The organism is Stenotrophomonas sp. HITSZ_GD, from assembly GCF_029543105.1.
GTDB lineage: Bacteria > Pseudomonadota > Gammaproteobacteria > Xanthomonadales > Xanthomonadaceae > Stenotrophomonas_A.
Genome location: NZ_JARQXB010000003.1, coordinates 199952 through 224864 on the forward strand (window position 1 = coordinate 199952; position 24913 = coordinate 224864).

The 24913-nt window shown below is 66.8% G+C and carries 30 protein-coding genes and 1 tRNA gene; 15 read left to right on the forward strand and 16 right to left on the reverse strand.

Translation table 11 applies throughout. The features are described 5' to 3' along the window. The first annotated feature begins 228 nt into the window (after nt 1-228). Genes P6166_RS04350 through P6166_RS04360 form a run of 3 tightly spaced genes read left to right on the forward strand, consistent with a single transcriptional unit; the run spans nt 229 to nt 5668 of the window. Complete coding sequence (locus P6166_RS04350; RefSeq protein WP_277763299.1) at nt 229-2442, forward strand: Six-hairpin glycosidase-like protein; 2214 nt, start codon at nt 229-231, stop codon at nt 2440-2442. Continuing rightward, nucleotides 2439-3920 carry an MFS transporter gene (locus P6166_RS04355; RefSeq protein ID WP_277763300.1) on the forward strand — a complete coding sequence of 494 codons (1482 nt, stop codon included), beginning with the start codon at nt 2439-2441 and terminating at the stop codon, nt 3918-3920. Before P6166_RS04350 ends, P6166_RS04355 begins: the two co-directional genes overlap by 4 nt. Further along, nucleotides 3920-5668, forward strand: coding sequence for an alpha-amylase family glycosyl hydrolase (locus tag P6166_RS04360; RefSeq protein ID WP_277763301.1), 1749 nt, complete (start codon nt 3920-3922; stop codon nt 5666-5668). Before P6166_RS04355 ends, P6166_RS04360 begins: the two co-directional genes overlap by 1 nt. 132 nt (nt 5669-5800) lie before the next feature. Here P6166_RS04360 and P6166_RS04365 read toward each other — a convergent pair whose 3' ends face one another. Beyond that, complete coding sequence (locus P6166_RS04365) at nt 5801-6829, reverse strand: LacI family DNA-binding transcriptional regulator (protein ID WP_277763302.1); 1029 nt, start codon at nt 6827-6829, stop codon at nt 5801-5803. A 284-nt stretch (nt 6830-7113) separates the two neighbouring features. Between P6166_RS04365 and thrS the strand changes: the two genes are divergently transcribed. The 12 genes from thrS (at nt 7114) to P6166_RS04425 (ending at nt 18394) form a co-directional block, all read left to right on the forward strand. Next, nucleotides 7114-9018 (forward strand): threonine--tRNA ligase, encoded by a 1905-nt coding sequence (thrS, locus tag P6166_RS04370; protein ID WP_277763303.1) that lies wholly within the window; start codon nt 7114-7116, stop codon nt 9016-9018. Between the two features lie 62 nt (nt 9019-9080). Beyond that, complete coding sequence (infC, locus tag P6166_RS04375) at nt 9081-9608, forward strand: translation initiation factor IF-3 (RefSeq protein ID WP_345781853.1); 528 nt, start codon at nt 9081-9083, stop codon at nt 9606-9608. Nucleotides 9609-9865: 257 nt separating this feature from the next. Then, the gene (gene rpmI, locus P6166_RS04380) at nt 9866-10063 is read left to right on the forward strand and encodes a 50S ribosomal protein L35 (RefSeq protein WP_010342861.1); all 198 of its coding nucleotides are present in this window, start codon (nt 9866-9868) and stop codon (nt 10061-10063) included. A gap of 10 nt (nt 10064-10073) precedes the next feature. Next, nucleotides 10074-10433, forward strand: coding sequence for a 50S ribosomal protein L20 (gene rplT / locus P6166_RS04385; RefSeq protein WP_003484828.1), 360 nt, complete (start codon nt 10074-10076; stop codon nt 10431-10433). Between the two features lie 136 nt (nt 10434-10569). Next, on the forward strand, nt 10570-11565 hold the full coding sequence (pheS, locus tag P6166_RS04390; RefSeq protein WP_277763304.1) for a phenylalanine--tRNA ligase subunit alpha: 996 nt from the start codon (nt 10570-10572) through the stop codon (nt 11563-11565). 40 nt (nt 11566-11605) lie between these two features. Further along, entirely contained in the window at nt 11606-13984 is a 2379-nt protein-coding gene (gene pheT, locus P6166_RS04395; RefSeq protein WP_277763305.1) for a phenylalanine--tRNA ligase subunit beta, read from the forward strand. Nucleotides 13985-14006: 22 nt separating this feature from the next. Continuing rightward, entirely contained in the window at nt 14007-14306 is a 300-nt protein-coding gene (locus P6166_RS04400) for an integration host factor subunit alpha (RefSeq protein ID WP_057647499.1), read from the forward strand. Next, complete coding sequence (locus P6166_RS04405) at nt 14287-14643, forward strand: MerR family transcriptional regulator (protein WP_057647501.1); 357 nt, start codon at nt 14287-14289, stop codon at nt 14641-14643. The genes P6166_RS04400 and P6166_RS04405 overlap by 20 nt, the downstream gene beginning before the upstream one ends. Nucleotides 14644-14713: 70 nt before the next feature. Then, a tRNA-Pro gene (locus P6166_RS04410) sits at nt 14714-14790 on the forward strand. A gap of 167 nt (nt 14791-14957) precedes the next feature. Then, nucleotides 14958-16076: a DNA cytosine methyltransferase gene (locus tag P6166_RS04415; RefSeq protein WP_277763306.1), complete on the forward strand. Its 1119-nt coding sequence runs from the start codon at nt 14958-14960 to the stop codon at nt 16074-16076. Between the two features lie 34 nt (nt 16077-16110). Then, on the forward strand, nt 16111-17442 hold the full coding sequence (locus P6166_RS04420; protein ID WP_277763307.1) for an ATP-binding protein: 1332 nt from the start codon (nt 16111-16113) through the stop codon (nt 17440-17442). A gap of 1 nt (nt 17443) precedes the next feature. After that, a complete protein-coding gene (locus P6166_RS04425; protein ID WP_277763308.1) occupies nt 17444-18394 on the forward strand; it encodes an O-methyltransferase in 951 nt (316 codons plus the stop codon). Here P6166_RS04425 and P6166_RS04430 read toward each other — a convergent pair. The 15 genes from P6166_RS04430 to P6166_RS04500 form a co-directional block, all read right to left on the reverse strand. Then, a complete protein-coding gene (locus P6166_RS04430) occupies nt 18387-19505 on the reverse strand; it encodes a tyrosine-type recombinase/integrase (protein ID WP_277763309.1) in 1119 nt (372 codons plus the stop codon). The two genes, P6166_RS04425 and P6166_RS04430, sit on opposite strands and share 8 nt — an antisense overlap. A gap of 6 nt (nt 19506-19511) precedes the next feature. Next, nucleotides 19512-19712 carry a helix-turn-helix domain-containing protein gene (locus tag P6166_RS04435; RefSeq protein ID WP_277763310.1) on the reverse strand — a complete coding sequence of 67 codons (201 nt, stop codon included), beginning with the start codon at nt 19710-19712 and terminating at the stop codon, nt 19512-19514. 255 nt (nt 19713-19967) lie between these two features. Beyond that, complete coding sequence (locus tag P6166_RS04440; protein WP_277763311.1) at nt 19968-20231, reverse strand: hypothetical protein; 264 nt, start codon at nt 20229-20231, stop codon at nt 19968-19970. Then, nucleotides 20228-20398 carry a hypothetical protein gene (locus P6166_RS04445; protein WP_277763312.1) on the reverse strand — a complete coding sequence of 57 codons (171 nt, stop codon included), beginning with the start codon at nt 20396-20398 and terminating at the stop codon, nt 20228-20230. Before P6166_RS04445 ends, P6166_RS04440 begins: the two co-directional genes overlap by 4 nt. Then, nucleotides 20395-21744: a DNA methyltransferase gene (locus tag P6166_RS04450; RefSeq protein ID WP_277763313.1), complete on the reverse strand. Its 1350-nt coding sequence runs from the start codon at nt 21742-21744 to the stop codon at nt 20395-20397. The genes P6166_RS04445 and P6166_RS04450 overlap by 4 nt, the downstream gene beginning before the upstream one ends. Next, nucleotides 21741-21890 carry a hypothetical protein gene (locus P6166_RS04455; protein WP_277763314.1) on the reverse strand — a complete coding sequence of 50 codons (150 nt, stop codon included), beginning with the start codon at nt 21888-21890 and terminating at the stop codon, nt 21741-21743. Before P6166_RS04455 ends, P6166_RS04450 begins: the two co-directional genes overlap by 4 nt. 295 nt (nt 21891-22185) lie before the next feature. Beyond that, nucleotides 22186-22452, reverse strand: a complete 267-nt coding sequence (locus tag P6166_RS04460) for a hypothetical protein (RefSeq protein WP_277763315.1) — start codon at nt 22450-22452, stop codon at nt 22186-22188. After that, nucleotides 22449-22673 (reverse strand): hypothetical protein, encoded by a 225-nt coding sequence (locus P6166_RS04465; protein WP_277763316.1) that lies wholly within the window; start codon nt 22671-22673, stop codon nt 22449-22451. The genes P6166_RS04460 and P6166_RS04465 overlap by 4 nt, the downstream gene beginning before the upstream one ends. After that, nucleotides 22673-23176: a hypothetical protein gene (locus P6166_RS04470; RefSeq protein WP_277763317.1), complete on the reverse strand. Its 504-nt coding sequence runs from the start codon at nt 23174-23176 to the stop codon at nt 22673-22675. The genes P6166_RS04465 and P6166_RS04470 overlap by 1 nt, the downstream gene beginning before the upstream one ends. Further along, nucleotides 23173-23445, reverse strand: a complete 273-nt coding sequence (locus tag P6166_RS04475; RefSeq protein ID WP_277763318.1) for a hypothetical protein — start codon at nt 23443-23445, stop codon at nt 23173-23175. Before P6166_RS04475 ends, P6166_RS04470 begins: the two co-directional genes overlap by 4 nt. After that, entirely contained in the window at nt 23442-23609 is a 168-nt protein-coding gene (locus P6166_RS04480; RefSeq protein WP_277763319.1) for a hypothetical protein, read from the reverse strand. Before P6166_RS04480 ends, P6166_RS04475 begins: the two co-directional genes overlap by 4 nt. Then, nucleotides 23606-23737, reverse strand: a complete 132-nt coding sequence (locus tag P6166_RS04485) for a hypothetical protein (protein WP_277763320.1) — start codon at nt 23735-23737, stop codon at nt 23606-23608. Before P6166_RS04485 ends, P6166_RS04480 begins: the two co-directional genes overlap by 4 nt. Further along, nucleotides 23734-23964, reverse strand: coding sequence for a hypothetical protein (locus tag P6166_RS04490; RefSeq protein ID WP_277763321.1), 231 nt, complete (start codon nt 23962-23964; stop codon nt 23734-23736). The genes P6166_RS04485 and P6166_RS04490 overlap by 4 nt, the downstream gene beginning before the upstream one ends. Further along, nucleotides 23961-24488: a hypothetical protein gene (locus P6166_RS04495; protein ID WP_277763322.1), complete on the reverse strand. Its 528-nt coding sequence runs from the start codon at nt 24486-24488 to the stop codon at nt 23961-23963. The genes P6166_RS04490 and P6166_RS04495 overlap by 4 nt, the downstream gene beginning before the upstream one ends. After that, complete coding sequence (locus P6166_RS04500; protein WP_277763323.1) at nt 24485-24829, reverse strand: hypothetical protein; 345 nt, start codon at nt 24827-24829, stop codon at nt 24485-24487. The genes P6166_RS04495 and P6166_RS04500 overlap by 4 nt, the downstream gene beginning before the upstream one ends. Nucleotides 24830-24913: the final 84 nt, after the last annotated feature.

The window sequence follows — 24913 nt, forward strand, 5'->3', positions numbered from 1 at the left end:
CCTCCCAAGGCGGCCGCGTGACTGCCGGGGACTATAGCGACGGTGGCCGCTCGCGCCGCGCCGCACGCCATGAATACGTATGCAGCTGGACGCGCATCACGCCGCCGTGCCTACCATGTGGCAGGCCCCTGGGAGGGGGCCGCGAACGTGCGCCGGGCGACCGGCGTGCACCACCACGCGGGCAAAGAGGGAGGGAGGCTGGCCGGTGCGAACCGGTTTGCCGCTTCGATGCTGAAGATGATCTGCCTGGCCGTGGCCCTCGGGGCGACGGCGGGTCCGGCCGCGGCTGCGGCGGACCTGGAATTCGACGGCCGCCAAGCGCGCGCCGAGACCGCCACCGACGGTGGCTACGTGCTGCACGCGTCCGGCGAGGACGTGCGCATCGCCGCGCAGCCGATGCGCAGCGACACCGGCAGCGCGCTGTTCGATGCGCTGTTCGCGCTGGCGCAGCAGGAGCTGGACGCCAATCGGGTCGATGCGATCCGTGATCCGGCCTTCGACGAAGGGCGGCCGGTGCCGTGCGAGTGCTTCCAGACCGGTGCGCGCTGGCCCTACGTGTGGACGCGCGACATGAGCTTCGCGGCCGACCTGGCGCTGGCACGGCTGGACCCGCAACGCACCCGCCAATCGTTGCGCTTCAAGCTCTCGCCGGCGCGCGACGGGCACACGCCGGGGCTGTTCGTGGCCCAGGACACCGGATCGGGCGGTAGCTGGCCGATCAGCACCGACCGCGTGGTGTGGTTCCTGGCCGCGCGCGACCTGCTCGACGACGAGGCCTTCGCCGCGGAGACCTGGCAAGCCCTGCAGGCGACCGTGGCGCAGGATCGCCAGTACGCGTTCGACGCCTCGGTGGGCCTGTATCGCGGCGAGACCTCGTTCCTGGATTGGCGCGAGCAGACCTACCCGGGCTGGACTGCGCAGGACGTGCGCTTCATCGGCGAGTCCTACGCGCTGTCCACCAACGTCCTGCACTACCAGGCGCTGCGGTTGGCCGAAGCGTTGGCGCGGCGCCACGGCGACGCCCGCGCGGCGCAGTACGCGCAGTGGGCTGATGCGCTGCGCACGCAGATCGACCAGCTTTTCTGGCGAGAGGACGCCGGGCAATACATGAGCTACCTCGGCCCGGCCGGCGGTCGCAACGCCGGGGGCGGCGCGTCCGCGCCGCTGCCGGTGGCCAAGTACGACCTGCTGGGCCTGTCGCTCGGCGTGCTGGCCGACGTGTTCCCGGCCGAACGCGCGCGCCGCGCGTTGCAAGGCTATCCCACCACGGCCGCCGGCAGCCCCGTGGTGTGGCCGCAGGAAGCGGACCAGCCCATCTACCACAACCGCGCGATCTGGCCGTTCGTCAGCGCCTACGCGCTGCGCGCGGCGCGCCAGTTGGACGATGCGCCGCGCATCGCGGTGGAGATCGAGTCGATCCTGCGCGGTGCCGCGCTGGCCGGTTCGAACATGGAGAACTACGAGATGCTCAGCCAGGCCGTGCATGTGGACGACGGCAAGCTGAGCGGCCCGGTCGTCAATTCGCAGCGCCAGCTGTGGTCGGTGGCCGGCTACCTGGCGATGGTGCGCGAAGCCGTGTTCGGCGTGATGCCGGACGGGCAGGTCGCGCCGAAGCTGCCGGTGTCGCTGGTGCCCATGCTGTTCGGCACGCGCGATCGCATTACCCTGGACGAGGGCGCGCATCGCTACGTGCTGGTGCGCCCGGCGCGCGTGCAAGGCGACCTGCTGGTGGCCGGCAAGGTGGAAACCCGCGGCGAACAGACCGTGGTGCAACTGGTCGGCCGCCGCAGTGCCGCCAGCGCGCCGCCGCAGCCCACCGCGCGCTTCGCGCCGGCCACGCCCGCCGCGCCGGCCGTGGAGGCCGAGGGCGCCGCGTGGCGGGTCCACGTGGGCGCCGACGAGGTGCTGTGGCGCGATGGCGTGGCGCAGCCCGCCGGCACGACGCGCGTGTCGCTGGCGCCCGGCGCGGCGACCTGCCTGCGGCTCACGCGCCGTGGCCGCGACGGGCTGGAATCGCTGCCGAGCCCGGAAGCCTGCGTCGGCGAGCTTCTCCACCTCGAGGGGCCCGGCGACTGGCGCTGGACGGCCCCGCGCCCCGGCGTGTGGCGCGCGCGCTTGCGCTACGACAACCCGCACGGCCCGATCAACACCGGCGTGACCGCGGCGGTGAAGCAGCTGCAGGTGCAGTGCGAGGGCTTGCCGGCGCAACGGCTTGCCGTGGTGCTGCCGCACAGCGTGGGCCCGCAGGACTCGACGCTGGTGGAATTCCAGGCCGGCCGCGGACCTTGCCGCCTCGCGCTGGAACCCGGTTTCAACATGAGCGCGCTGGCGCATTTCGCCCATTACACGGGCGGGCAGGGCGGGCACGAGGGCGTGGTCAACGACGCCCGCGTGCTGAGCCTGAGCCTGTACCCGCTGCCGGTCGTGGAGGCCGCCCGATGACGTCCAAGCCGCGCCTGTCGTTCTGGCAGATATGGAACATGTGTTTCGGCTTCCTCGGCATCCAGTTCGGGTTTGCCCTGCAGAACGCCAACGCCAGCCGCATCTTCGAAACGCTCGGCGCGCCGATGGACGCCGTGCCCGGGCTGTGGATCGCCGCGCCGCTGACCGGCCTGCTCGTGCAGCCGGTGATCGGCTACCTCTCCGACCGCACCTGGACGCGCTGGGGCCGCCGCCGGCCCTACTTCATGCTCGGCGCGCTGTTCACCACGCTGGCGCTGCTGGTGATGCCGAACTCGCCCGCGCTGTGGATCGCCGCCGGCACGCTGTGGATACTGGATGCCTCCATCAACATTTCGATGGAGCCGTTCCGCGCCTTCGTCGGCGACCAGCTTTCGCCGCGCCAGCGCCCCACCGGCTACGCGATGCAGAGTTTCTTCATCGGCGTGGGCGCGATCGTCGCCAGTTTCCTGCCCTACCTGCTGGCGCACTGGGGCGTGGCCAATACCGCCGCGCCGGGGCAGGTGCCCGATACGGTGCGCTGGTCGTTCTATGCCGGCGCGGCGGTACTGCTGCTGTCCATCGGCTGGACGGTGCTGCGCACGCGCGAGTATTCGCCGCAGCAGCTGGCCGCCTTCGACGACGCCGAACCCGCCGTGGCGCACCGCGCCGAACGGCGTAATGGCCCGCCGCCGTTCGCGCAGGTCGTACGCTGGCTGGTGATCGGCATCGTGCTGGCGGCGGCCATTGCCTGGCGCGATGGCGACCGCATGCTCTACGTGCTGGCCGGCCTGTGCGCCGGTTACGGCGTGCTGCTGTGGCTCGCGCGCCAGCTGCCGGGCACGCACATGCTGTCGGCGATCGTGGACGACCTGCGCGGCATGCCCGCGACCATGCGCCGGCTGGCGTGGGTGCAGTTCTTCTCCTGGTTCGCGCTGTTCGCGATGTGGATCTACACCACCGCGGCGGTGGCAGGGCGCCACTTCGGGGCGACGGATACCGCGTCGGCCGCCTACAACGAAGGCGCCAACTGGGTGGGCGTGCTGTTCGGTGCGTACAACGGCTTCGCCGCCGTGGCCGCGCTGCTGATCCCGTGGATGGTGCGCGCCATCGGCCTGCGCTGGAGCCACCTGGTCAACCTGTGGCTGGGCGGGCTGGGCTTGATCTCGCTGACGGTGATCGGCGACCCGCACTGGCTGCTGCTGTCGATGGTCGGGGTCGGCTTTGCCTGGGCCTCGATCCTCTCGCTGCCCTACGCCTTGCTGTCGGACAGCGTGCCGGCGGCGAAGATGGGCGTGTACATGGGCATCTTCAATTTCTTCATCGTGATCCCGCAGCTGGTCGCCGCCAGCGCGCTCGGCTTCGTGCTGCGCACGCTGCTGGGCGGCGAGCCGATGCGCGTGCTGGTGCTGGGCGGCGTGAGCCTGCTCATCGCCGGCGTGTGCGCGCTGCGGGTGCCCGCCGTTTCGGAGACTCCCTGATGCATTCGCGCTCGATCCTGTTCCTCGGCACCTGCCTGGCACTGCTCGCTGGCACGTCCCACGCTGCCTCGGCCCCGGACTATTACGGCACGCTGGAGCCGTTCGCCAGCGACGCGGTGTACTTCGTCGTCACCGACCGCTTCGTCAACGGCGACCCGTCCAATGACCACCGCGACCAGGGCGGGCAGCACCCCACCTTCGACATCCCGGTGCATTGCCCGGACGGCATCGACGGCAACATCGGCTACCTCGGCGGCGACTTCAAGGGCGTGGCCGACAATGCCGGCTACATCCGCGACCTGGGCTTTGGCGCGGTGTGGATCACCCCGATCGTCGACAACCCGGACGAGCCGTTCAGCGGCGGCAAGCCGGTGAGCTGCGACAGCAACCTCAGCGACAACGGCAAGACCGGCTACCACGGCTACTGGGGCGTGAACTTCTACCAGCTCGACGAGCACCTGCCGAGCCCGGGACTGGATTTCGCCGGTTTCACCCGCGCGCTGCACGCCAAGGACCTGAAGGTGGTGCTGGACATCGTGGGCAACCACGGCTCGCCGGCGTTCGGCATGACCCGCAAGCAGGCGAAGTTCGGCCAGGTGTTCGACCGTGACGGCAAGCTATTGGCCGACCACCAGAACCTGCCGCCGCGCAAGCTCGATCCGAAGCACAACCCGCTGCACGCGTTCTACAACAACATCGGCGCGGTGGATGCGAAGGATGGTTCGATCTTCGACGGCAACCTGGCCGAGTTGGCCGACTTCAACCAGGACAATCCGGCGGTGCTGGATTACCTGGCCGGCGCGTATCTGCAATGGCTGGACCAGGGCGCCGACGCGTTCCGCATCGACACCATCGCCTGGATGCCGGACCGGTTCTGGCACGCCTTCAGTGCGCGCATCCGGGCACACAAGCCCGGCTTTTTCATGTTCGGCGAAGCCTTCGACTACGACCCGGCCTCCATCGCGCGCCACACCTGGCAGCGCAACGCCGGCGTGAGCGTGCTCGATTTCCCGCAGCGCGGCGCGATGTCCGAGGTGTTCGGCCGCAAGGGCGAAGGCTTCGAGAAGCTGGACGGCACGCTGTTCCTGGGGGAGGGGCCGTATCGCAACCCCTACGAGCTGATGACGTTCTACGACAACCATGACATGGCGCGGCTCGATGCCACCGATGCGGGGTTCATCGACGCCAACAACTGGCTGTTCACCGCGCGCGGCATTCCGGTGCTGTACTACGGCTCGGAGATCGGCTTCATGCGCGGGCGGGCCGAGCATGCGGGCAACCGCGCGTATTTCGGCCAGGAACGCATCGATGCCGCGCCGCAAAGCCCGATCTACGCGCCGCTGCGGCGTATCGCGCGGCTGCGCGAGGAGAGCGTGGCGTTGCAGCGCGGCCTGCAGGTGAACCTGCGGCTGCAGGGCGACGAAGCGGTCTTCCTGCGCGTCTACCAGCATGACGGGCAGGCGCAGACGGCCCTGGTGATGCTCAACAAGGGCGACGCCCCGAAGACGCTGCAGGCGGATCGCTACGTGCAGGCCGGGGCATGGCGCGATGCGTTCGATGGCGCGCCGGTGAAGGCGAGGGGCCGGCTGGCGGCCGACGTGCCGGCCCACGGCGTGCGGGTGTTCCTGCTCGACGCGCCCGTGCGCGACGCGGGCTTGCAGGCGGCGCTGGCGCAGGCGATGAAGCAGCAGGCGGCGCGTGATGCGCGCGATGCCCAGCGCGAGGCACCGGCTACGTCGAACCCGTAGGAGGGGCTTCAGCCCCGACAGGCGGCGTCGTCAACGGTGGGATGGCCATCGCGGCGGCAGCCGCACCTACGAGGGGAGGGGCAGGTTTGACGTGAGGATCGGGAACGCGGGCCGGCCGTCGGCCCGTTGCTCTTATCGCCGAGAGGAATCTCGCGGCACCAGCCGGGTCGGAATGGCCCGGCTTTCCGCCGCTTCACCGCGGATCAGCGCGATCAACCCGTCCACCAGCAGGCTGCCCGCCAGCTTGGTGTCCTGCTGCACGGTCGTCAGCGAGGGCGAGACCGAGCCGGCCAGCGGGATGTCGTCGAACCCCGTCACGGCCACGTCGGCCGGCACCTGCAGGCCGTGCTCGCGCAACGCCCGCATCGCGCCGATGGCGATCAGGTCGCTCGCCGCGCATACCGCGTCGAAGCGCTCGCCGCGTGCCAGCAGCGCCTGGCAGGCGTCGTAGCCGGACTGCTCGGTGGTGATCGCATCCTGCTGCAGCGCCGGCTCGGCCTGGATGCCCGCCGCACGCATCGCCTCCACATGGCCGCGATAGCGCTCCTCGAACTCGGGGTAGTGGCTGGAGGCGTGCCCCAGGAACGCGATGCGCCGGCAGCCCTGCGCCAGCAGGTGGCCGGTGATGTCGAACCCGCCCTGGAAGTTGTCGCTGCCGATGGACACGCCGGGCTGGTCCGGCAGGGCGGCACCCCAGCGCACGAAATGCGTGCCCTGCTCGACCAGGGTCTGCAGCCGCGCGCGCGACTCATGGTAGTCGCCATAGCCGAGCAGGATGATGCCGTCGGCCTTGTTGCTGTCCTCGTAGTCGGCCTGCCAATCGGTGGACAGCTGCTGGAACGACACCAGCAGGTCATAGCCGCGCAGGGCGCAGGCGCGGGTGATCGAGCCCAGCATCGAATGGAAGAACGGGTTGATCAGCGAATCGTCCGGGGTCGGGTCCTCGAAGAACAGCAGGGCCAGCGTGCCGGCATTGCGCAGGCGCAGGCTGGAGGCATTCTTGTCGACCTTGTAGTTCAGCTGCCGGGCGATGCTCAGGATGCGCCGCCGGGTTTCTTCGTTGACCATCGGGCTGCCACGCAGGGCGCGCGACACCGTCGGCTGCGAAACGCCCGCCAGGTAGGCGATGTCGAGGGAAGTGGCCTTGCCTTTGGTGGTCATCGGGTCGCGCGGCGGAAACGGCGCTCGCATCATGCCACGCGGCGCCTGCGCAGGCCCGCCGCGATTGGTTTACCATGCACCCCTGACCCAAACAGCCCAGGTGGCCCGCGGCAACGCCGGCCTAGCGTGCGACATGAGCACTACCACCGCCCAGCGCTGATTCCCGACGAGGCCCGGCCCCCGGCGCCCTCGCGGCGCTTTTTTTTCGCCCGGCCGCCACGCCGATCTTTCGTTTTCCACCGCCCGCGGCCGCCGCCGCCCGGTTTTTCATCCAGATACCCGCCATGATCACGATCACGCTCCCCGACGGCAGCCGCCGCGAGTACGAACAGCCCGTTTCCGTCATGCAGGTCGCCCAGTCGATCGGCGCCGGCCTGGCCAAGGCCACCCTGGCCGGGGCCGTGGATGGCGTGCTGGTGGACGCCAGCGACGTCATCGACCACGACGCCACCCTGCGCATCATCACGCCCAAGGACGAGGAAGGCCTGGAGATCATCCGCCATTCCAGCGCCCACCTGGTCGGCCACGCGGTCAAGCAGCTGTACCCGGACGTGAAGATGGTCATCGGCCCGGTGATCGCCGAGGGCTTCTACTACGACATCTACTCCGAGCGCCCGTTCACGCCCGAGGACATGGCCGCCATCGAGCAGCGCATGGCCGAGCTGATCGCCCAGGACTACGACGTCGTCAAGAAGATGACCCCGCGCGCGGAGGTCATCGAGATCTTCAAGGCCCGCGGCGAGGACTACAAGCTGCGCCTGATCGAGGACATGCCCGAGGACATCCAGGCGATGGGCATGTACTACCACCAGGAATATGTGGACATGTGCCGCGGCCCCCACGTGCCGAACACGCGCTTCCTCAAGGCGTTCAAGCTGACCCGCATCTCCGGCGCCTACTGGCGCGGCGATGCCAAGAACGAGCAGCTGCAGCGCATCTACGGCACCGCCTGGGCGGACAAGAAGCAGCTGGACGCCTACATCAAGCGCATCGAGGAAGCCGAGATGCGCGACCACCGCCGCATCGGCAAGCAGCAGGACCTGTTCCACCTGCAGGAAGAGGCCCCGGGCCTGGTGTTCTGGCACCCCAAGGGCTGGTCGATCTGGCAGGTCGTCGAGCAGCACATGCGCAAGGTGTACCGCGATACCGGCTATGGCGAGGTGCGTTGCCCGCAGATCCTGGACGTGAGCCTGTGGCAGAAATCCGGCCACTGGGACAACTACAAGGACAACATGTTCTTCACCGAGTCCGAGAAGCGGACCTACGCGGTGAAGCCGATGAACTGCCCCGGCCACGTGCAGGTGTTCAACCAGGGCCTGCACAGCTACCGCGACCTGCCGATCCGCTACGGCGAGTTCGGCTCGTGCCACCGCAACGAGCCCTCCGGCGCGCTGCACGGCATCCTGCGCGTGCGCGGCTTCACCCAGGACGATGGCCACGTGTTCTGCACCGAGGGCCAGATCGAAGGCGAGGTGCGCGCATTCCACGAGCAGGCGCTGAAGGTCTACGCCGACTTCGGCTTCGAGGAGATCCAGATCAAGATCGCCCTGCGCCCGGATTCGCGCCTGGGCGACGACGCCACCTGGGACAAGGCCGAAGGCGCGCTGCGCTCGGCGCTGCGTGCCTCGGGCGTGGAATGGCAGGAGCTGCCGGGTGAGGGCGCCTTCTACGGCCCGAAGATCGAGTACCACCTCAAGGACGCCATCGGCCGCACCTGGCAGCTGGGCACCATGCAGGTGGATTTCATGATGCCCGGCCGCCTCGGCGCCGAGTACGTGGACGAAAACAGCCAGCGCCGCCACCCGGTGATGCTGCACCGGGCCATCGTCGGCTCGATGGAGCGCTTCATCGGTATCCTGATCGAGCACCACGCCGGTTCCTTCCCGGCCTGGCTGGCCCCGGTGCAGGCCGTGGTGGCCACTATCACCGATGCGCAGGCTGAATACGTCGAATCGGTTCGGAAAACCCTTGCAAATCAAGGCTTCCGGGTCCAGGCCGATTTGCGCAACGAGAAGATCGGCTATAAGATTCGCGAGCATACGCTGCAGCGCGTGCCCTACCTGCTGGTCGTCGGCGACCGCGAGAGGGACAATGGCGCCGTTGCGGTACGCACCCGTTCGGGCGAGGATCTGGGCACGATGTCCGTGGAAGCCTTCGCCGAACGCCTGCGTGCCGAGCACGCCGCGTAAGCCAACCCCGGCCGTCTGGAGGTTCCGGAAGCGCCGGTTCGATTCCCCTGGGAGATTGCAACATCAGTACACCTGACAACAAACAGAACCGTCGTAATCAGGAAATCCGTGTGCCGCGCGTGCGCGTGATCGGCAGCGACGGAGAGATGATCGGCGTGTTGTCGCGCGACGAAGCGCTGGCGAAGGCGGAGGAGGAAGGGCTCGACCTGGTCGAGATCCAGCCCCAGGCCGACCCGCCGGTCTGCAAGATCATGGACTTCGGCAAGTTCAAGTTCGAGCAGCAGAAGAAGGCCAACGAGGCCAAGAAGAAGACCAAGCAGGTCGAGATCAAGGAGCTGAAGTTCCGTCCGGTCACGGACGAGGGCGACTACCAGATCAAGCTGCGCAACATGCGCCGCTTCCTGGAGGAAGGCGACAAGGTCAAGGTCAACATCCGCTTCCGTGGCCGCGAGATGAGCCACCAGGAGCTGGGCCGCGAGATGGCCGCGCGGATCGAGGCCGACCTGGGCGAGGACATCGTCATCGAATCCCGTCCGCGCCTGGAAGGCCGGCAGATGGTGATGATGATCGCGCCGAAGAAGAAGAGCTGACCCCAGCTCCCGCCGGTGGCGCCGCCACCGGCCCTGCGCGCGGTCGCCGACCGCGCCAGAACCCGCTGATTTGCATGGCTTTCCCCGCCCGGGCATAATGTGCGGCCCGATCCGTCGGGAATGCCGTGCAAACGGTGACAGGACCGGCTGTTGTTCCTTAGGAATCAAGAGCTTACAAGCAGGCGAGGGCATGGACGGAAAGTGTGGCGCGAGCCACCGCCCTGGTCAGTGACATAAAAACCATCAAGGACATAGCAATGCCCAAGATCAAGACCAACCGGGCGGCGGCCAAGCGTTTCCGCAAGACCGCTTCCGGCAAGTACAAGGCTGGCCACGCCAACCGTAGCCACATCCTCACCAAGAAGGCGACCAAGCGGAAGCGCAACCTGCGGCAGACGAACCACGTTCGTGCCGAGGACGCGGGCCGTCTGGACCGCATGCTTCCCTACCTCTGAGGACTGAACAATGGCACGAGTTAAGCGTGGTGTGCAGGCGCGTCGCCGGCACAAGAAGATCCTGACCCTGGCGAAGGGCTACTACAACGCCCGTCGCAAGGTTTTCCGCGTCGCCAAGCAGGCGGTCATCAAGGCGCAGCAGTACGCCTACATCGGCCGCAAGCAGAAGAAGCGCAATTTCCGTTCGCTGTGGATCACCCGCATCAATGCGGCGGCCCGCATCAACGGCCTGAGCTACAGCCGTTTCATGAACGGCCTGCTGAAGGCTGGCATCACCCTGGACCGCAAGGTGCTGGCGGACATCGCCGTGCACGACGCGGCGGGTTTTGCCGCGCTGGCTGAGAAGGCGAAGGGCGCGCTGGCGGCATAAGTCGTTCCGGTCGCCCGCGCATGGCGCGGGCGTCCAGGTAGGACCAATGCATGGGGAAGGGCGCGAGTCCTTCCCCATTCTTTTTTGTGCCGGCGCATGCCGGACGGACATTGCAAGCAGGACACGTGGCAAGCCCATGAGCGAGATCGAAACCCTGACCGGACAGGCGCTGGCGGATATCGCCGCCGCCCAGGCGCCCGAGCACCTGGAAAACCTGCGCGTGGCCCTGCTGGGCAAGAACGGCTCCATCACCGCCCAGCTCAAGCAGCTTGGCGCGTTGCCGCCCGAGCAGCGCAAGGCCGCCGGCGAGGCGATCAACCTGGCCCGCGATGCGGTGTCCGAAGCGCTGGCGCAGCGCCGCCAGGTGCTGGACGCCGCCGCCCTGGATGCGCGCCTGGCCGGCGAGCGCATCGATGTCACCCTGCCGGGCCGTCGTGCCGAGCGCGGTGGCCTGCATCCGGTCAGCCGCACGCTGGAGCGCATCACCGGCATCTTCGCCCGCCTGGGCTACGAGCTTGCCGACGGGCCGGAGATCGAGGATGACTGGCACAACTTCGAGGCGCTGAATTTCCCGCCGCACCACCCGGCGCGCGCCATGCACGACACCTTCTACTTCGGCGACGGCCGCCTGCTGCGCACCCATACCTCCGGCGTGCAGGTGCGCTACATGGGCGAACACGCCCCGCCGCTGCGCATGATCGCCGCCGGCAAGGTCTACCGCAGCGACAGCGACCAGACCCACTCGCCGATGTTCCACCAGGTCGAAGGCCTGCTGGTCGACGAGCATTCGACCTTCGCCGACCTGAAGGGCACGCTGTCCGAATTCGTGCGCGCCTTTTTCGAGCGCGATTTCGAGATGCGCTTTCGCCCGAGCTACTTCCCGTTCGTCGAACCCGGCGCGGAAGTGGACATCGCCTGGCAGCAGCCCGATGGCAGCACGCGCTGGCTGGAAGTGCTCGGCTGCGGCATGGTGCATCCGAACGTGCTGCGCGCGGTCGGCATCGATCCGGAGCGCTACACCGGCTTCGCGTTCGGCCTGGGCGTGGAGCGCTTCGCCATGCTGCGCTACGGCGTGAACGACCTGCGCGCGTTCTTCGAGAACGACGTGCGGTTCCTGCGGCAGTTCGCGTAAGTCGAACGTCCTTCCTTTCGCCTTCTGATTCCGGCTTCCCATGAAATTCTCCGAAAACTGGCTGCGCAGCCATGTCCCCACCGACGCCGACCGCGACGCGCTCGCCGCGACCCTCACCGCGATCGGCCTGGAGGTCGAGGAAGTGACGCCGCTTGGCGGCGCGCTCGGCCAGGTGGTGGTGGCGCGCATCGTCGAGGCGGTGCGCCACCCCGAGGCCGATCGCCTGCAGGTTTGCCAGGTCGATGCCGGCGGCGGCGAGCGCTTGCAGATCGTGTGCGGTGCGCCGAACGCGCGCCCGGGCCTGGTCGCGCCGCTGGCGCTGGTCGGCGCGCAGATCGGCGAGATGAAGATCAAGGCCGCCAAGCTGCGCGGCGTGGAATCCAACGGCATGCTGTGTTCGGCCAAGGAACTGGGCCTGGACAGCGATGCTTCCGGCCTGTTCGAGCTGCCGGACGATGCGCCGGTCGGCACGCCGCTGGCCGAGTACCTCGGCCTGCCGGATGCCAGCATCGAGATCAAGCTCACCCCCAACCGCGCCGACTGCTTCAGCGTGCGCGGCATCGCCTACGACGTGGCCGCCGCGTGCGGCAGCGAAGTGGTGGCGATGGATGTGCCCGCCGTGCCGGCGGCGTCCACCCGCACCCTCGCCGTGGAACTCAACGCCGGCGCGGAAGCGCCGCGTTTCTGCGGCCGCGTGATCGAAGGCATCGACCCGTCCGCGCGCACGCCGGTGTGGATGGCCGAGCGCCTGCGCCGCAGCGGCGTGCGCCCGGTGTCGCTGCTGGTGGACATCACCCAGTACGTGATGCTCGAACTCGGCCAGCCGATGCATGCCTACGATCTCGATACGCTGAAGGGCCCCGTCGCCGCGCGCCGTTCGCGCACCGGCGAGGCCCTCAAGCTGCTCGATGGCCGCGACGTCACCCTGGATGACAGCTTCCTGGTCATCACCGATGCCGATCGCCCGGTCGGCCTGGCCGGCCTGATGGGGGGCTTCGACACCCGCGTCACCGAGGCCACGCGCAACGTGTTCCTCGAGGCGGCGCACTTCCAGCCGGCCGCCATCATGGGCCGCGGCCGCAAGCTCGGCTTGCACACCGATGCCGGCCACCGCTTCGAGCGCGGCGTGGACCCGCAGTTGCCGCCGCAGGCCATCGAGCTGGCCACCCGCCTGGTGCTGGAGCTGGCCGGTGGTACGCCCGGCCCGGTCACCCAGGCCGACCTGCCGCAATACTTGCCGGTAGCCACGCGCATCGGCCTGCGCCGCGCGCGTGTGGCGCGCGTGCTGGGCCTGGAGATCGCCGATGCCGAGATCGAGCGCATCCTGCGCGCGCTGGGCATGCAGGTCGAGGCGGACGCCGCCGGCTGGCAGGTCACCGCGCCGACGCGCCGCTTCGATATCGCCATCGAGGAAGACCTGATCGAGGAACTGGCGCGCATCCACGGCTACGACAGCATCCCGACCACGTTGCCCGGCGGCGCCAGCCGCATCGCGATGCCGACCGAGACGGTGCTGGAGGACTCGGCCGTGCGCGCGCAACTGGTCGCGCGCGACCTGCAGGAAACCATCAACTACGCCTTCGTCGAGGCCGACCTGCTGGCCAAGTGGCAGCTGCGGGACGGGCTCGTGTCGCTGGCCAACCCGCTCAGCGCCGAGCTGGCGGTGATGCGCCCGGCGCTGCTGCCGGGGCTGGTCGCCGCGCTGGGCCGCAACGCCGCCCGCCAGGCCGGGCGCGTGCGCCTGTTCGAGCTGGGCAAGGTGTTCGCCGCTGCGTCCGAAGCGGGCGCCGCGCCGGTGGAGACCCAGCACGTGGCCGCCGCGGTCTGCGGCGATGCCGTGGCGCTGCAGTGGGGCGAGCCCGCGCGCAAGGTCGATTTCCACGACCTCAAGGGCGACCTGGCCTCGCTGGCCGCCGCCAGCGGCGCGGCACTGGAGTACCGCCCCTCGACGCGCGCGTTCGGGCATCCGGGCCGGTCGGCCGACGTGTGGCGCGACGGCCAGTGCATCGGCTGGATCGGCCAACTGCACCCGGCGCTGGCCAAGGCGCTGGAGATCGACGTGGACGTGGTGGCCTTCGAGTTGGCCCTGGCGCCGCTGGCCGCGCGCGCGCTGCCGCGCGCCGGCGAGCTGTCCCGCTTCCCCTCGGTGCGCCGCGACCTGGCCTTCCTGGTGCCCGAGCAGGTCGCCTGGGCGGACCTGGCCGCCACCGTGCGCGCCAGCATCGGCCCGCTGCTGCGCGATGTGCAGCTGTTCGACCGCTACGTCGGGCCCGGCGTCGAAGCCGGCTTCAAGAGTCTGGCTATGGGCTTGATTTTGCAGGATAACTCGCGCACGCTCACGGATCGGGATGTGGACGCCGTGGTGACCGACGTGGTGACCGCCGTCGAGCGCGAGCACCGCGCCCGGATCCGGAGTTGAGGCGGTCATCAGGGGGAATGCCATGGCATTGACCAAAGCGGAAATGGCCGAGCGCCTGTTCGACGAAGTCGGTCTGAACAAGCGCGAGGCCAAGGAGTTCGTCGACGCGTTCTTCGACGTGCTGCGCGATGCGCTGGAGCAGGGACGCCAGGTGAAGCTGTCGGGGTTCGGCAACTTCGACCTGCGGCGCAAGAACCAGAGGCCCGGTCGCAATCCCAAGACCGGTGAGGAAATTCCGATTTCCGCGCGGACGGTGGTGACCTTCCGCCCGGGACAGAAGCTCAAGGAACGGGTGGAGACTTATGCTGGATCCGGGCAGTAACCGCGAACTTCCGCCGATACCGGCCAAGCGCTACTTCACCATCGGTGAGGTGAGCGAGCTGTGCGACGTCAAGCCGCACGTGCTGCGTTACTGGGAGACCGAGTTTCCCAGCCTGGAGCCGGTGAAGCGTCGCGGCAACCGCCGCTACTACCAGCGCCACGACGTGCTGATGGTGCGGCAGATCCGCGGCCTGCTGTACGAACAGGGCTACACCATCGGCGGCGCGCGGCTGCGCCTGGATAGCGCTGGCGCGCGCGAGGAATCGGCGCTGAGCAACCAGATCATCAAGCAGGTGCGGATGGAGCTGGAAGAAGTCCTGCAGCTGCTGCGTCGCTGAAGTCGAGCGACAACGGCGCGCGAAGCCGTTATAATCGCGGGCCGCCCGCAAGGGCGGAGCACCAACCTTCCGGGGTATAGCGCAGCCTGGTAGCGCACCAGTCTGGGGGACTGGTGGTCGTCGGTTCGAATCCGGCTACCCCGACCAAATTCCCTTTTACGAACAACGGCCTACGCTGACGAAGCGTGGGCCGTTGTTCGTTTGCACCCTATTTCCACCCTAACCTCACCCTATCTGTCTGGAACCACGGCCTCAGGTCGAGTGCGATGCAACTGTCGATCGACGTTTGCCTCAAAATTGGCTAACATTTTGCGATGACGACAATGCTGGACTTGCCCACTGCAGTGGACTTATTTTCCGGTGTCGGCGGCATGAGTCTGGGTGTGTCCCGGGCGGGATTCCAGCTCGCTTGTTCCGTTGAGCTTGACGCCATTGCCAGCGCGACCCACAAGATCAATTTCCCCGCTGCGCGGCACCTTCAACATGACGTCGCGGAGCTTGATGCAAAGACGCTTTGGCCGAGTGCGGTTAAGCTCGACCTGATGGTAGGTGGGCCGCCTTGCCAGGGCTTCAGTACGATGGGCCACGGCCGTCCCGATGACCCGCGCAATGATCTGTTCGGGCACTTCTTTCGTATCGTTGCCGAGGCTAAGCCGCGTGCATTCCTTGCCGAGAACGTCCCCGGTCTGCTCGCGCCAAAGAACGCGGCAACGATCGAAGCGGCACTCAGCCGGTTGCCCAGCAAGTATCGCGTACTCCGGCCGACCGTGGTCTCAGCTGAAGAACTCGGCGCGCCGACGACCCGGAAGCGGGTGTTCTTCTTCGGATACGATCCCGACGAAGTCGATTCGGTCACGGAGCTGGATTTGTTCGGGCCGGAGGCTGTGACCGCTCCCACAGTCGGCGAGGCGCTCAAAGGCATGCCAGGAGTGCGGAGCAGTTGGCAGTTGCCTAGCCAGGGCTGGCGCAAGATTTGCTATGACGGCATGCGAGCGGACCTAGTAGCTAACTTATCGTCCAACATACCGCCGGGCGTGGGCAGTGCCTATGCGATAGAGCAGCTTGCGGTGGGAGGTCTGACGTCTGGCAACCTTGGGACGGAACACACAGCCGAAGTGGTGGAGCGCTTTCGTAGGACGCCTCAAGGGCGAACCGAGCCGATCTCGCGTTTCCCGCGACTGAAGGAAAGTGGCTATTGCCCGACATTGAGAGCAGGAACTGGTTCAGACAGGGGGAGCTTCCAAGCTGTACGGCCAATTCATCATAGGGCGCATCGTGTGGTTAGTCCTCGAGAGGCAGCCAGGCTCCAGGGCTTCCCTGACTGGTTCCAATTCCATGATACTAAGTGGCACGCGTTTCGCCAGATCGGAAACAGCGTCAGCCCAGTCGTGGCGGAAGTTATTGTGAAAAGGATTCGGCGGCTGATGGTCTAAGGTCGACGCGAGACAAGGAGTGCAGGGGGCACTAATGAACGTCATCGATGCTTCGCCAACGAAAGATTTCTTCATCTCTATCATCACCAGAGACATTTCGCTGTTAGACGCTGCGAAGGACTTGGTGGACAACTGCATAGACGGTGCTAGGCGATTGAGGCCAGGGGAGGCAGCTTCCTACGAAGGGCTTCATATCTCGATTGAGCTGTCCGAGACTCACTTCGCAATTGCTGACAATTGCGGTGGGATACAGGTAAGTGTCGCGCGTGAATATGCGTTTCGGTTTGGTCGGCCGGCTGACGCACCGGTAACTGACGGCTCGATCGGGCAGTTCGGCGTGGGAATGAAGCGCGCGCTTTTCAAGATGGGAAACAACTTCGAGATCCAATCGAAGGCACCGGACTCTCATTTCCTGCTCGAAGTCAACGTGCATGAGTGGCGAACAAGAAAGGATGAGAAGGGTCGAGACGACTGGACCTTCGAGTTCAAGGAGGCAATCGAGGGAGAGACGCGTCCCCCAGATGAGTGCTCAACGACAATTGTCGTCACGGATCTGCACCCGCCCATCGCTGCAGAATTTGCTACTGAAAGATTCAAGACCACGCTGATTCGCGGCATACAAGAGGCGCATGCGCGGAGCTTGGATGCTGGCTTAGAGATAACCGTCAACAACCATCAATTGACGCACAATATTGCGATGTTGTTGCAGAGCGGGCAGCTCAAGCCGATTCGGATCGTTCAGTCGTTTCCAGCGAACCCGGCGCAGGGAATTCGAAGGCCGGTTCTTGTGAATCTCTATGCTGGTGTGGCCGAGTCAAACATTGACGAGGCTGGTTGGTACATCGTCTGTAACGGGCGCCAGATTGTGCGTGCCGACAAGAGCGCATTGACTGGATGGGGCGCGGTATTCAATGAAATTACCGTGCCTAAAGTCCACAATCAGTTCTCTCGGTTTCGAGGGTACGTATTCTTCGAAAGCGATGATGCCCAATCATTGCCTTGGAACACCGCCAAGAGTGGCGTTGATGAAGAGAACTCGATCTTCCAGTTCATGAAGGGTGAAATGGTGGCTGCCCTCAGGCAGGTGATCGATTTCCTGAACGCGCTCGATGCCGAACTGGATACCGACAGTACTCACCTTCGGGACGTAGTCGCTGCGGCCAGACCGGTTCGACTCTCGATGATCACCGAGTCAAGATCGTTTTACTACCCGCAGACGGGGCCCGCGCACAGGCCAAAGACAGTAAGAATCCAGTACGACAGGGCAGTCGAAGATGTGGACTGGGCGAAGGATTTTTTTGGCGTTAAAAGCGCACGCCAAGTGGGCGAGCTTGCATTTGAATACGTGTGGGACAGGGAGCACTGACGTGGCAGGAAGCTACGCGAAAATCGACTATCGAGTCAGGCCGGCGAAAAGCATCGAAAGGAAGATGTTGGTCGACTCGTTCCGCGCCCTCCGCAGCTTCGGGGCAGTGGAGAAGTATCGCTACGTAGGGCTCGGTTCTGTCTACTTCACCGATTTCTCGCTTGTGCACAGGGCGCTGGGTATCGAAGAGATGGTGAGCATTGAGGATGCGCAGGATCTCACCGTGCAGGCTAGATTTCGCCTGAACGTGCCGTTCGGCAACATTCAGATGCATTTCGGCGCATCCACGGCTGTTCTGCAGAAGCTCAAGTGGAACGTGCGAACGATTTGCTGGCTAGATTACGACGGGGCGCTTGCCGCTAGTTGCCTTGAAGACGTCGCGTATTTCGTGCGGAACGCCCCAAGCGGCTCGCTGTTGTTGCTGAGCCTCAACGCGGGTCCGATACAGAGCAGTGGATCCGAGGGCATGAAGCCGCTAGACACGCTGAAGGTGCAGGTGGGTGCAGAAGCAGTTCCTGCAGACGTTGAGAACAAGCACCTCTCGGGGTGGGGCGTCGGAGATGTGTACCGGCGCATTGTGATGGCCGTCATCGAGGAGGCCCTTCGCGTGCGTGGCTCTACGGGAGGCTCTAGCTCGCGCATGACCTTCGAGCCTGTCTATAACTTTCGTTACGCTGACGGAACGAAGATGGTGACTTTCGGCGGCGTTCTGGTTGAGGACGCCCATAAGGGCGTTTTCCGAGCGTGCAACTTCGAGCAATTTGAATTTTGCCGTTTCGGTGGGGATGCCTACCTGATTGAGGCGCCCTTGGTTACCTACGCAGAGATGCGCCACATGGACTCGGAAAGAACTAAAGCGTCGTGTCGGCTACCCCTTCCGGCGGCGGAGATCGAGAAGTATGCGAAGTTCTATCGATACTTTCCGAAGTTCGTTGAAGCTGAGATCAGTTAGACTCGCCGCGCTGGCCGACGCCTAACGGTGTTCCTGGCTGAACCTCGCTCCACGGCGCGTCGTGGCCGTCGAGATACACTGCCGTCATCGTTGTACTCGCGTGACCCATCAGTTGCTGCACCTGCTGAAGCGTCCAACCGGACTGACGCAATAGCGCGCCGCCCAAGCTGCGAATCTCGTGGAAGGTCGGCGCGTTCTCGGCCTCCAGTCCGGCAGCCTCGCGCGCGTCCTGAAAGGCACGGGTCAGCTGTTCCGGCAGGACCTGCGTGTGGTGATCGCGCGCCTTGGCTCGCTTCTGCTGCGGCCGCGCCTTCTCCGGCAGGCGGTGCACGATGTAGGGCGAGACCACCCGATCACGTGCGCGCGTGAGCACGGCCTGGAGTTCTGGTGTGAGCGTGATCTTGAGCTTCACCAGCGTGCTGTCTTCGGTCTTGCTGGGCACGACCCAGAGCGCGCCGTCGTGCACATCGGCAAACGTCAGGCTCACCACGTCGTCGCGGCGGAGCAGGGTGAGGAGTGAGAGATCCATCGCCACCTGCAGCCAGTGCGGCGCAGCCGCGCGGATCGCTTGGAACGTCTCCAGCGTCAGGCGCTGGCGCTTCCGCGTGAAGGCAAACTTCCGCGTCACCGTCGCTGGGTTCGAGTCGATCCAGCCTTCCTCGACGGCGCACGCAAGGATCCAGCCCAGCACCAGGCGCCGGGTCTGCCGGCCGCGCTCGGATTCCGTATCGGCGCGCAGCCATTCCGCGCAGTCCTTCACCGACAGCGACTCCAGCGGCTTGTCGCCCAGGCCGCGCTCGATGCGGCGGATGATGATCTCGTATTCGGCCGCGGTCCTTGCTCCCCACTTCCGGTTGGGGATGTCGTCCTTCCGGAAGACCTCTACCGCGTCGGCCACGGTCTTCGCTGACCCCGTGACGCGCGCGACCAGGTCTGTCGCCTGGCTGAGCAGCGCGTTGAGCTGGCGGGCAGCGGCGAAGGCCTTCGCCTTGTCCTTGCCCATCCAGGTTTCGCGGCGCGTCACCGGGTGCCGGTACTTGAAGCCGTCCCGGTTCGGGTAGAGGTTGTCGGGCCATCCAGCCCTGCTGCGTGAACGGACACGTCCCATCATCGGAGATTACCCCGCCTCAGCCAGGACGCGCAGGACCAGCTCGTCGCCGCCGGCAAGCCACTGGTGTTCGTCGATGTACCAGGTGCCACCGACCTTGCGACCCGGCAGCACGCCGTTCTGGATCCATCTCCGCACGGTGATCTCAGAGGGCTCGCTGCCTAGCGCAAAGTACTTCGCCGACCAGGCCGAAACGGTCATCAGGAGCATGGCGTGGTTTCCTTTCCCGGCCGCTGTCGCGGGGTCGGGCGTACTGTGAGTGCGCTCCACGTGAGCGGGGAGGGGCCGCGCCGCGCGCGGTCGTAGGCGGTCGTCATCGACACGTCCAGGCGCTCGGCGATCTGTGCCGTGGTGACGCATCGGCCTTCGACTGCCTGCGCGAAGTGGTGGGCTCGGGAGTGGCCGCCGCGCCGGCACTTGCGCTGCTGGTCCGCCGCGCTGTCGATGGCCAACGGGTGAGTACCGTCAGCCATTGCCGGCCTCCCGCGCCTTCATTCGCTGGTGCAGCGCCCGGACGAAGTCCATGCCCACGCTGCTGATGCCGCTATTCGTCACGGCCCACAGCGCCGCCATTGCCAGGTCATCGGGCGTAGCGAGGGGCGCGCCCGGAATGATGGTGAGGACCGACGCGGGGTCGTCGGCTTCCACCGCGACGATTCCAGCTTCCTCCATCCGTGCGCGATCCAGCTCCTTCAACTGACCGCGCGGGAAAACGATGATCTGGCTCATGCTGCCTTCCTATGAAAGAGGCGCCACCACCACGGGCGGCGCAGGTGGTCGATCTCGGCACGGAGCCGGATGTTCTCTTCGGTGACGGTGGCCACCTGGTCGCGCAGCTGCTCCTTCGTCGGCTGGCGCATGCGCTTCGGCGGCTTGGGGAAGAGCTGGGCGGTCATGCCACGACTCCCAGCGGCAGGCCGGGCTGCGCCGCGCGGATGCGCGCTTCGGCGATAGCCGCATAGGCGGAGTCGAGCTCGATACCGATGAACTGGAATCCCTCCAGCACGGCAGCCTTGCCGGTGCTGCCGCTTCCAGCGAAGGGGTCGAGAACGATCCCGCCTGCCGGCGTCACCAGCCGGCACAGGTAGCGCATCAAATCCGTGGGCTTCACGGTCGGGTGGTAGTTAGCGCGGGCAGCGACTTCGTAGCCGTCGTCGCGCCGCGTCATGTGCTGTCCGCTCGTATTCGACACCATCCCGGCGGGGCGCTTCGCCATGGCCTCGAGCCCTTCGTCGCGGTCAGCCTTGCTCGCCTTGGCGCAATAGAAGAAGCGCGCTGCGCCGCCTGCATCGAACCGCCGCGCGCCGGGGCGCATCTTGAACCCAACTGCGCCTTCATTCTCGCTGTCCGCGCTGGCTTCATCGCCGCGTCCGCGCCGCATCGCGCCGTAGGTGTTCTGGGTCTTGCGCTGGTCGCGGTTTCGGCTCGCATCCGCGAGCTGGCCTGGCGCGTCCGGGAACTCAGCGAGAACCTCAGCGCTGCCGTCGTGAATCAGATTGGCCGGCCAGCGACCCAGCGCCTCGCCTGCGCGCTCAGCACGATAGGCCGCTTCGGTTTGTCGGCTCTCCAGCTTGCCGTCGGCCTGTGCCTCGGCTGCGCTGCGGGTGCTGAGATGACCTACCGCCCCTTGCCTCCTGGCGATGCTCGGATTTACCTCGCCTCCGGTCACGACACGGCAGCCGTCGATGTTCAGCGCCCCGGTGCCGTGCGCGCGCCAGTTCGACTCCACCGTGCCGATCAGCGGCTTGCGCGCCATGACGATGGGCTCGTGCGCTGGCTTGAGCGCGGTGCCGCCCCATGGCCCGTTGTGTGACTTCGGGAATCCGGAGCCGAACACCCACATGATCTGGTCGCGCACATCGAAACCGGCATCCTCGATGCCGCTGGCCATCCGGTGGTAGGTGCGCGCGGCGGCAAACGATAGGAGGTACCCACCAGGCTTGAGCACGCGCAGCGCCTCAGCTGCCCACGCAGCACTGAACCGCTGAAACGCTCGCATCGCTTCGGGGCTGAGGTCGTAGGCACCGGCCGCCGCTGCTGCGCTGTTGTGCGCCCCATTCGCGGTCGCGGTGGGATCGGCCGAAGGCATGCTGCGCCGCTTTCCGTGGCGCGCTGCGATGTCGGCCCCGTCCCAGGCCTTCCCCATGAACCCGATGCCGTAGGGCGGATCGGTCACGACAGCGTCGACCGAGTTCTCGGCCATGCCGCGCATCACTTCCAGACAGTCGCCGATGTGAATCACCCGTGCACCGCCTTCTGCACCATGTCGCGCTCGGCCTGCAGGGCCGGCAGCACGTTGAGGCGCACGAGGTTGTGGGTCTGAACAGCCTCACATGCACGGGCAATGGACGGATTCAGGGCATCGGGAAAATCGAAAATGCTAGTCACTCGCAACCCTCCTTGGCTTCTTGGGGTTCAATGCGCGATAGCGCAAAGGCTCGTGGACTCCGAGAGGGAGAGCGGATATGGCGAGAAAGCGATACGACGCACGGCAAGCGCAGGCGCTTCGAGAGGACTACAGGGCCTGGCTTGAGAAGGAGGGCCGGCAGCACAGCCGAGAGATGGCGTCGATCTACGCCATGCGTGCTGTGCTTCGGCAAGGCGGCGCGGCGTCCCACGGCTGCTCCGAAGCGGAGATATGCGAGATCCTGGGCGGCGATTACTACTACACGCGCTGAGAGCGTCATGCGGCCTCCTCGGCAGCGTACATCGCGGCCAGCTCGATCTCGTCGACCTTGTCGCGCAGCTGGTGGCAGGCCCGGCGCAGGCGCTTGGCTACGCGTGTCGGCGCTTCGGTCGCGGAAAAGGTCATCGCGCGCATGTGCAGCGCGCCACTGTGGTCGCGGCGGAACAGGCGCCATGTGATGAAGGCTCCATCGAACGTGGCCAGCCGGCCCCACGAGAAGTCGCCATTGCGCTTCGGCGCGCGGCGGGTGGCATGACGGCTCATGCAGCGCACCTCAGCGGGGTTCCACGATCGACCGGGCCGTGCCAGATCTCGGCGGCGTTGTTCAGGCGTACCTGGAGCGGATCGATCCGCACCGGCGCCAGGCGGGCGCGCACGCGCTGCTCATCCGCTTCGCAGAGCCGGCAGGTGGAGCGGCGCCGCTCCGCCGGTGGGAAGTGGTCCGACGGCAAGCGTCGGCAGCAGCTGGTGCAGGTGCGGGACATCAGGGGGCCTCCTCGCAACCACGGCCGACTCGGCCTACGTCACCCGGGTCGGTGAACTCCTGCCATGGCACCCAGCCCCGCTCTGGGCAGTGGAAGCCCCAGTTGCGCACACGCGGTCCCGTGATGAAGAGCGTCCAGCACGGCCGCGGCTGCCCGTAGGCGCGGCGCAGCTCGATGCGGTGGGCACGGCTGGGCAAGCTGACTTTGATGCTGGGGGCGATTCGAAGGCGGCGGTGGTGGATCCCACCAGCGTCGATGGTGTGCTCGGTGTAGCCGCCCTGCAGCAGGACGGAGCACCACATCCACGGATGGTCGTGCAGCGCCCGGTCGTCGTCATCGCGCAGGAAGCAGTGCACGTAGACGTTGAACAGCCGGTTGCGCGGGATCAGCCACCAGCGGAGCAGGTAGGGCGATTCATTCCCGCCGACGATGAAGTCAGGCTCCCGGGCCTGGGCGTGGGCGACAATGCGTGCGCGCATGCGGGACAGCAGTTGGTGGATCATGCTGCGCGGGCCTCAACAGGACGGATGGGGATGACGGTGAGCGGCAGCGGGCGCTGGTCCGTGCCGACCGGCATCGGGTGCCCGTGCATCCGGCACCACTCGCGAAGCGCGTCGATGTACTCCTGCTGCTTGCTGGTGGCGCTGCAGGAGCACTCCAGGAAATGGCCGCCGCCGGCGCTGGCACGGCGGGCGTCGAGGATGTGGCGCGCGCTGTGGCCGTGCTGGCAGCGTGGCAGCGGATCGAGGTGGGTGACCTGGCGCTGGCTCACGGCACGCCAGCCTTGCCGACGCGCTCGGCATCGGGAAGTTGGAGATCCTGGTTCCCCTTGAGGATCGCGCCGTCGCTGGTGTACTCGCTGACCTCCAAGCCCGTCGGGGCCGGCAATGCAGGCAGGTCTTGGCTCATTGCCGCGATGAAGTCGCGCTCGTTCATGAGTTGGCCACCGCCTGCAGAAGGAGGGAGATCACGACGCCTGCGATGAAGCTGCCGGCATTGAGGACGATGCCGAACCGGAAGTGATCGCGGTTCAGGTCTTCGAGCTGCTGTTCGAAGCGGCTCATGCTTCCTCCTTGCGCGCGGCGCAGGCGAGGGCGGCCTTGAGCTTGGACACCACCGCGGCGGCGCTGCCGCGACCGTCGAGGACGTCCCGGCGGGCCACGCGCGCTGCGCGCAACGCCAGGTGCTCGGAGTAGCCCATGCGGCGGGCGGCGATGTTCACTGCCGCGAACGCGCCGTCGGCGTTGGTAGCCCGAGCAGGGCGCACAAAGGGCAGGATGACGGCGCTCACGACGCACCCCCGACGCGGGCGAGGGCGGCGGCACGGCGAGCAGCGTGATCCGACAGGTCGCGCGCCATCAGCTCGGCACCCAGCCGTCCCTTTTCCCGTTCGGATAGGTTGTCGTTGAGGCAGGACAGCAGGACCGCTACCAGCCTTGCGTCCGCCTTCTGGGAGTCGATCAGCTCGGCCACGGCGGCGCGGGCATCGATAGACCGACTCCAAAGTGCTTGCGCTCGCTGCGATTCCTCGACCGAATGAGAAGACATCCGGGCCTGCGCGAGCCGATCAGCCCGGGATGCGCGCGCATCCGCGTCTATCACCGCTAGCACATCGACAGGCGCGGCGTCGGTGTCAAAGATCGCCTTGCCATCGAGGTCGAACACACGGTGACGGCTGCCATCCCGCGCGGCCCAAGTTCGGGCGGTGGCGATCGCTGCTTCCCGCGTGAGGCGATTCATTCCGCCATGCCAGCGCCCGCCCGAATGGGCTTCGATGTTGAAAGTGCCGGGCTGATGCACGGGACCGGCGCTCATGCTGCTTCTCCCAGCTCAGCGCACGCGCGCTGGAGGTCATGCAGCAACTGCTCGGCCGGCTTGCCGATCTGGCGGGGCTGGACGCCCAGGCCGCGCAGCACCGCCTCGGCGCGTCTGACGATGGCAGGCAGCTCGGAGCATTTGGCGAGGTGGTGGGCGTTGGCGGCGTTGCCCTCAACGCTCAGCTGGGGCGACTTGCACTCGGCGATGCGGATGCTGCCATTGCCGGACCAGATGGTCGTGACGCCGGGGCCGCAGTAGAACGGACCTGGGGTGGGCGATACCTCGAAGCTCGAACGGCTGTCGCCTGTGGCCAACGTGAAGCGAGGTGCTGCGGACATCTCTCTCTCCGGGCCACGTTACCGGGAAGTCCGGGGGTCCTCGTGGCTACGGCGCAAGATTAGGGGCGCTAATTATTGGTGTCA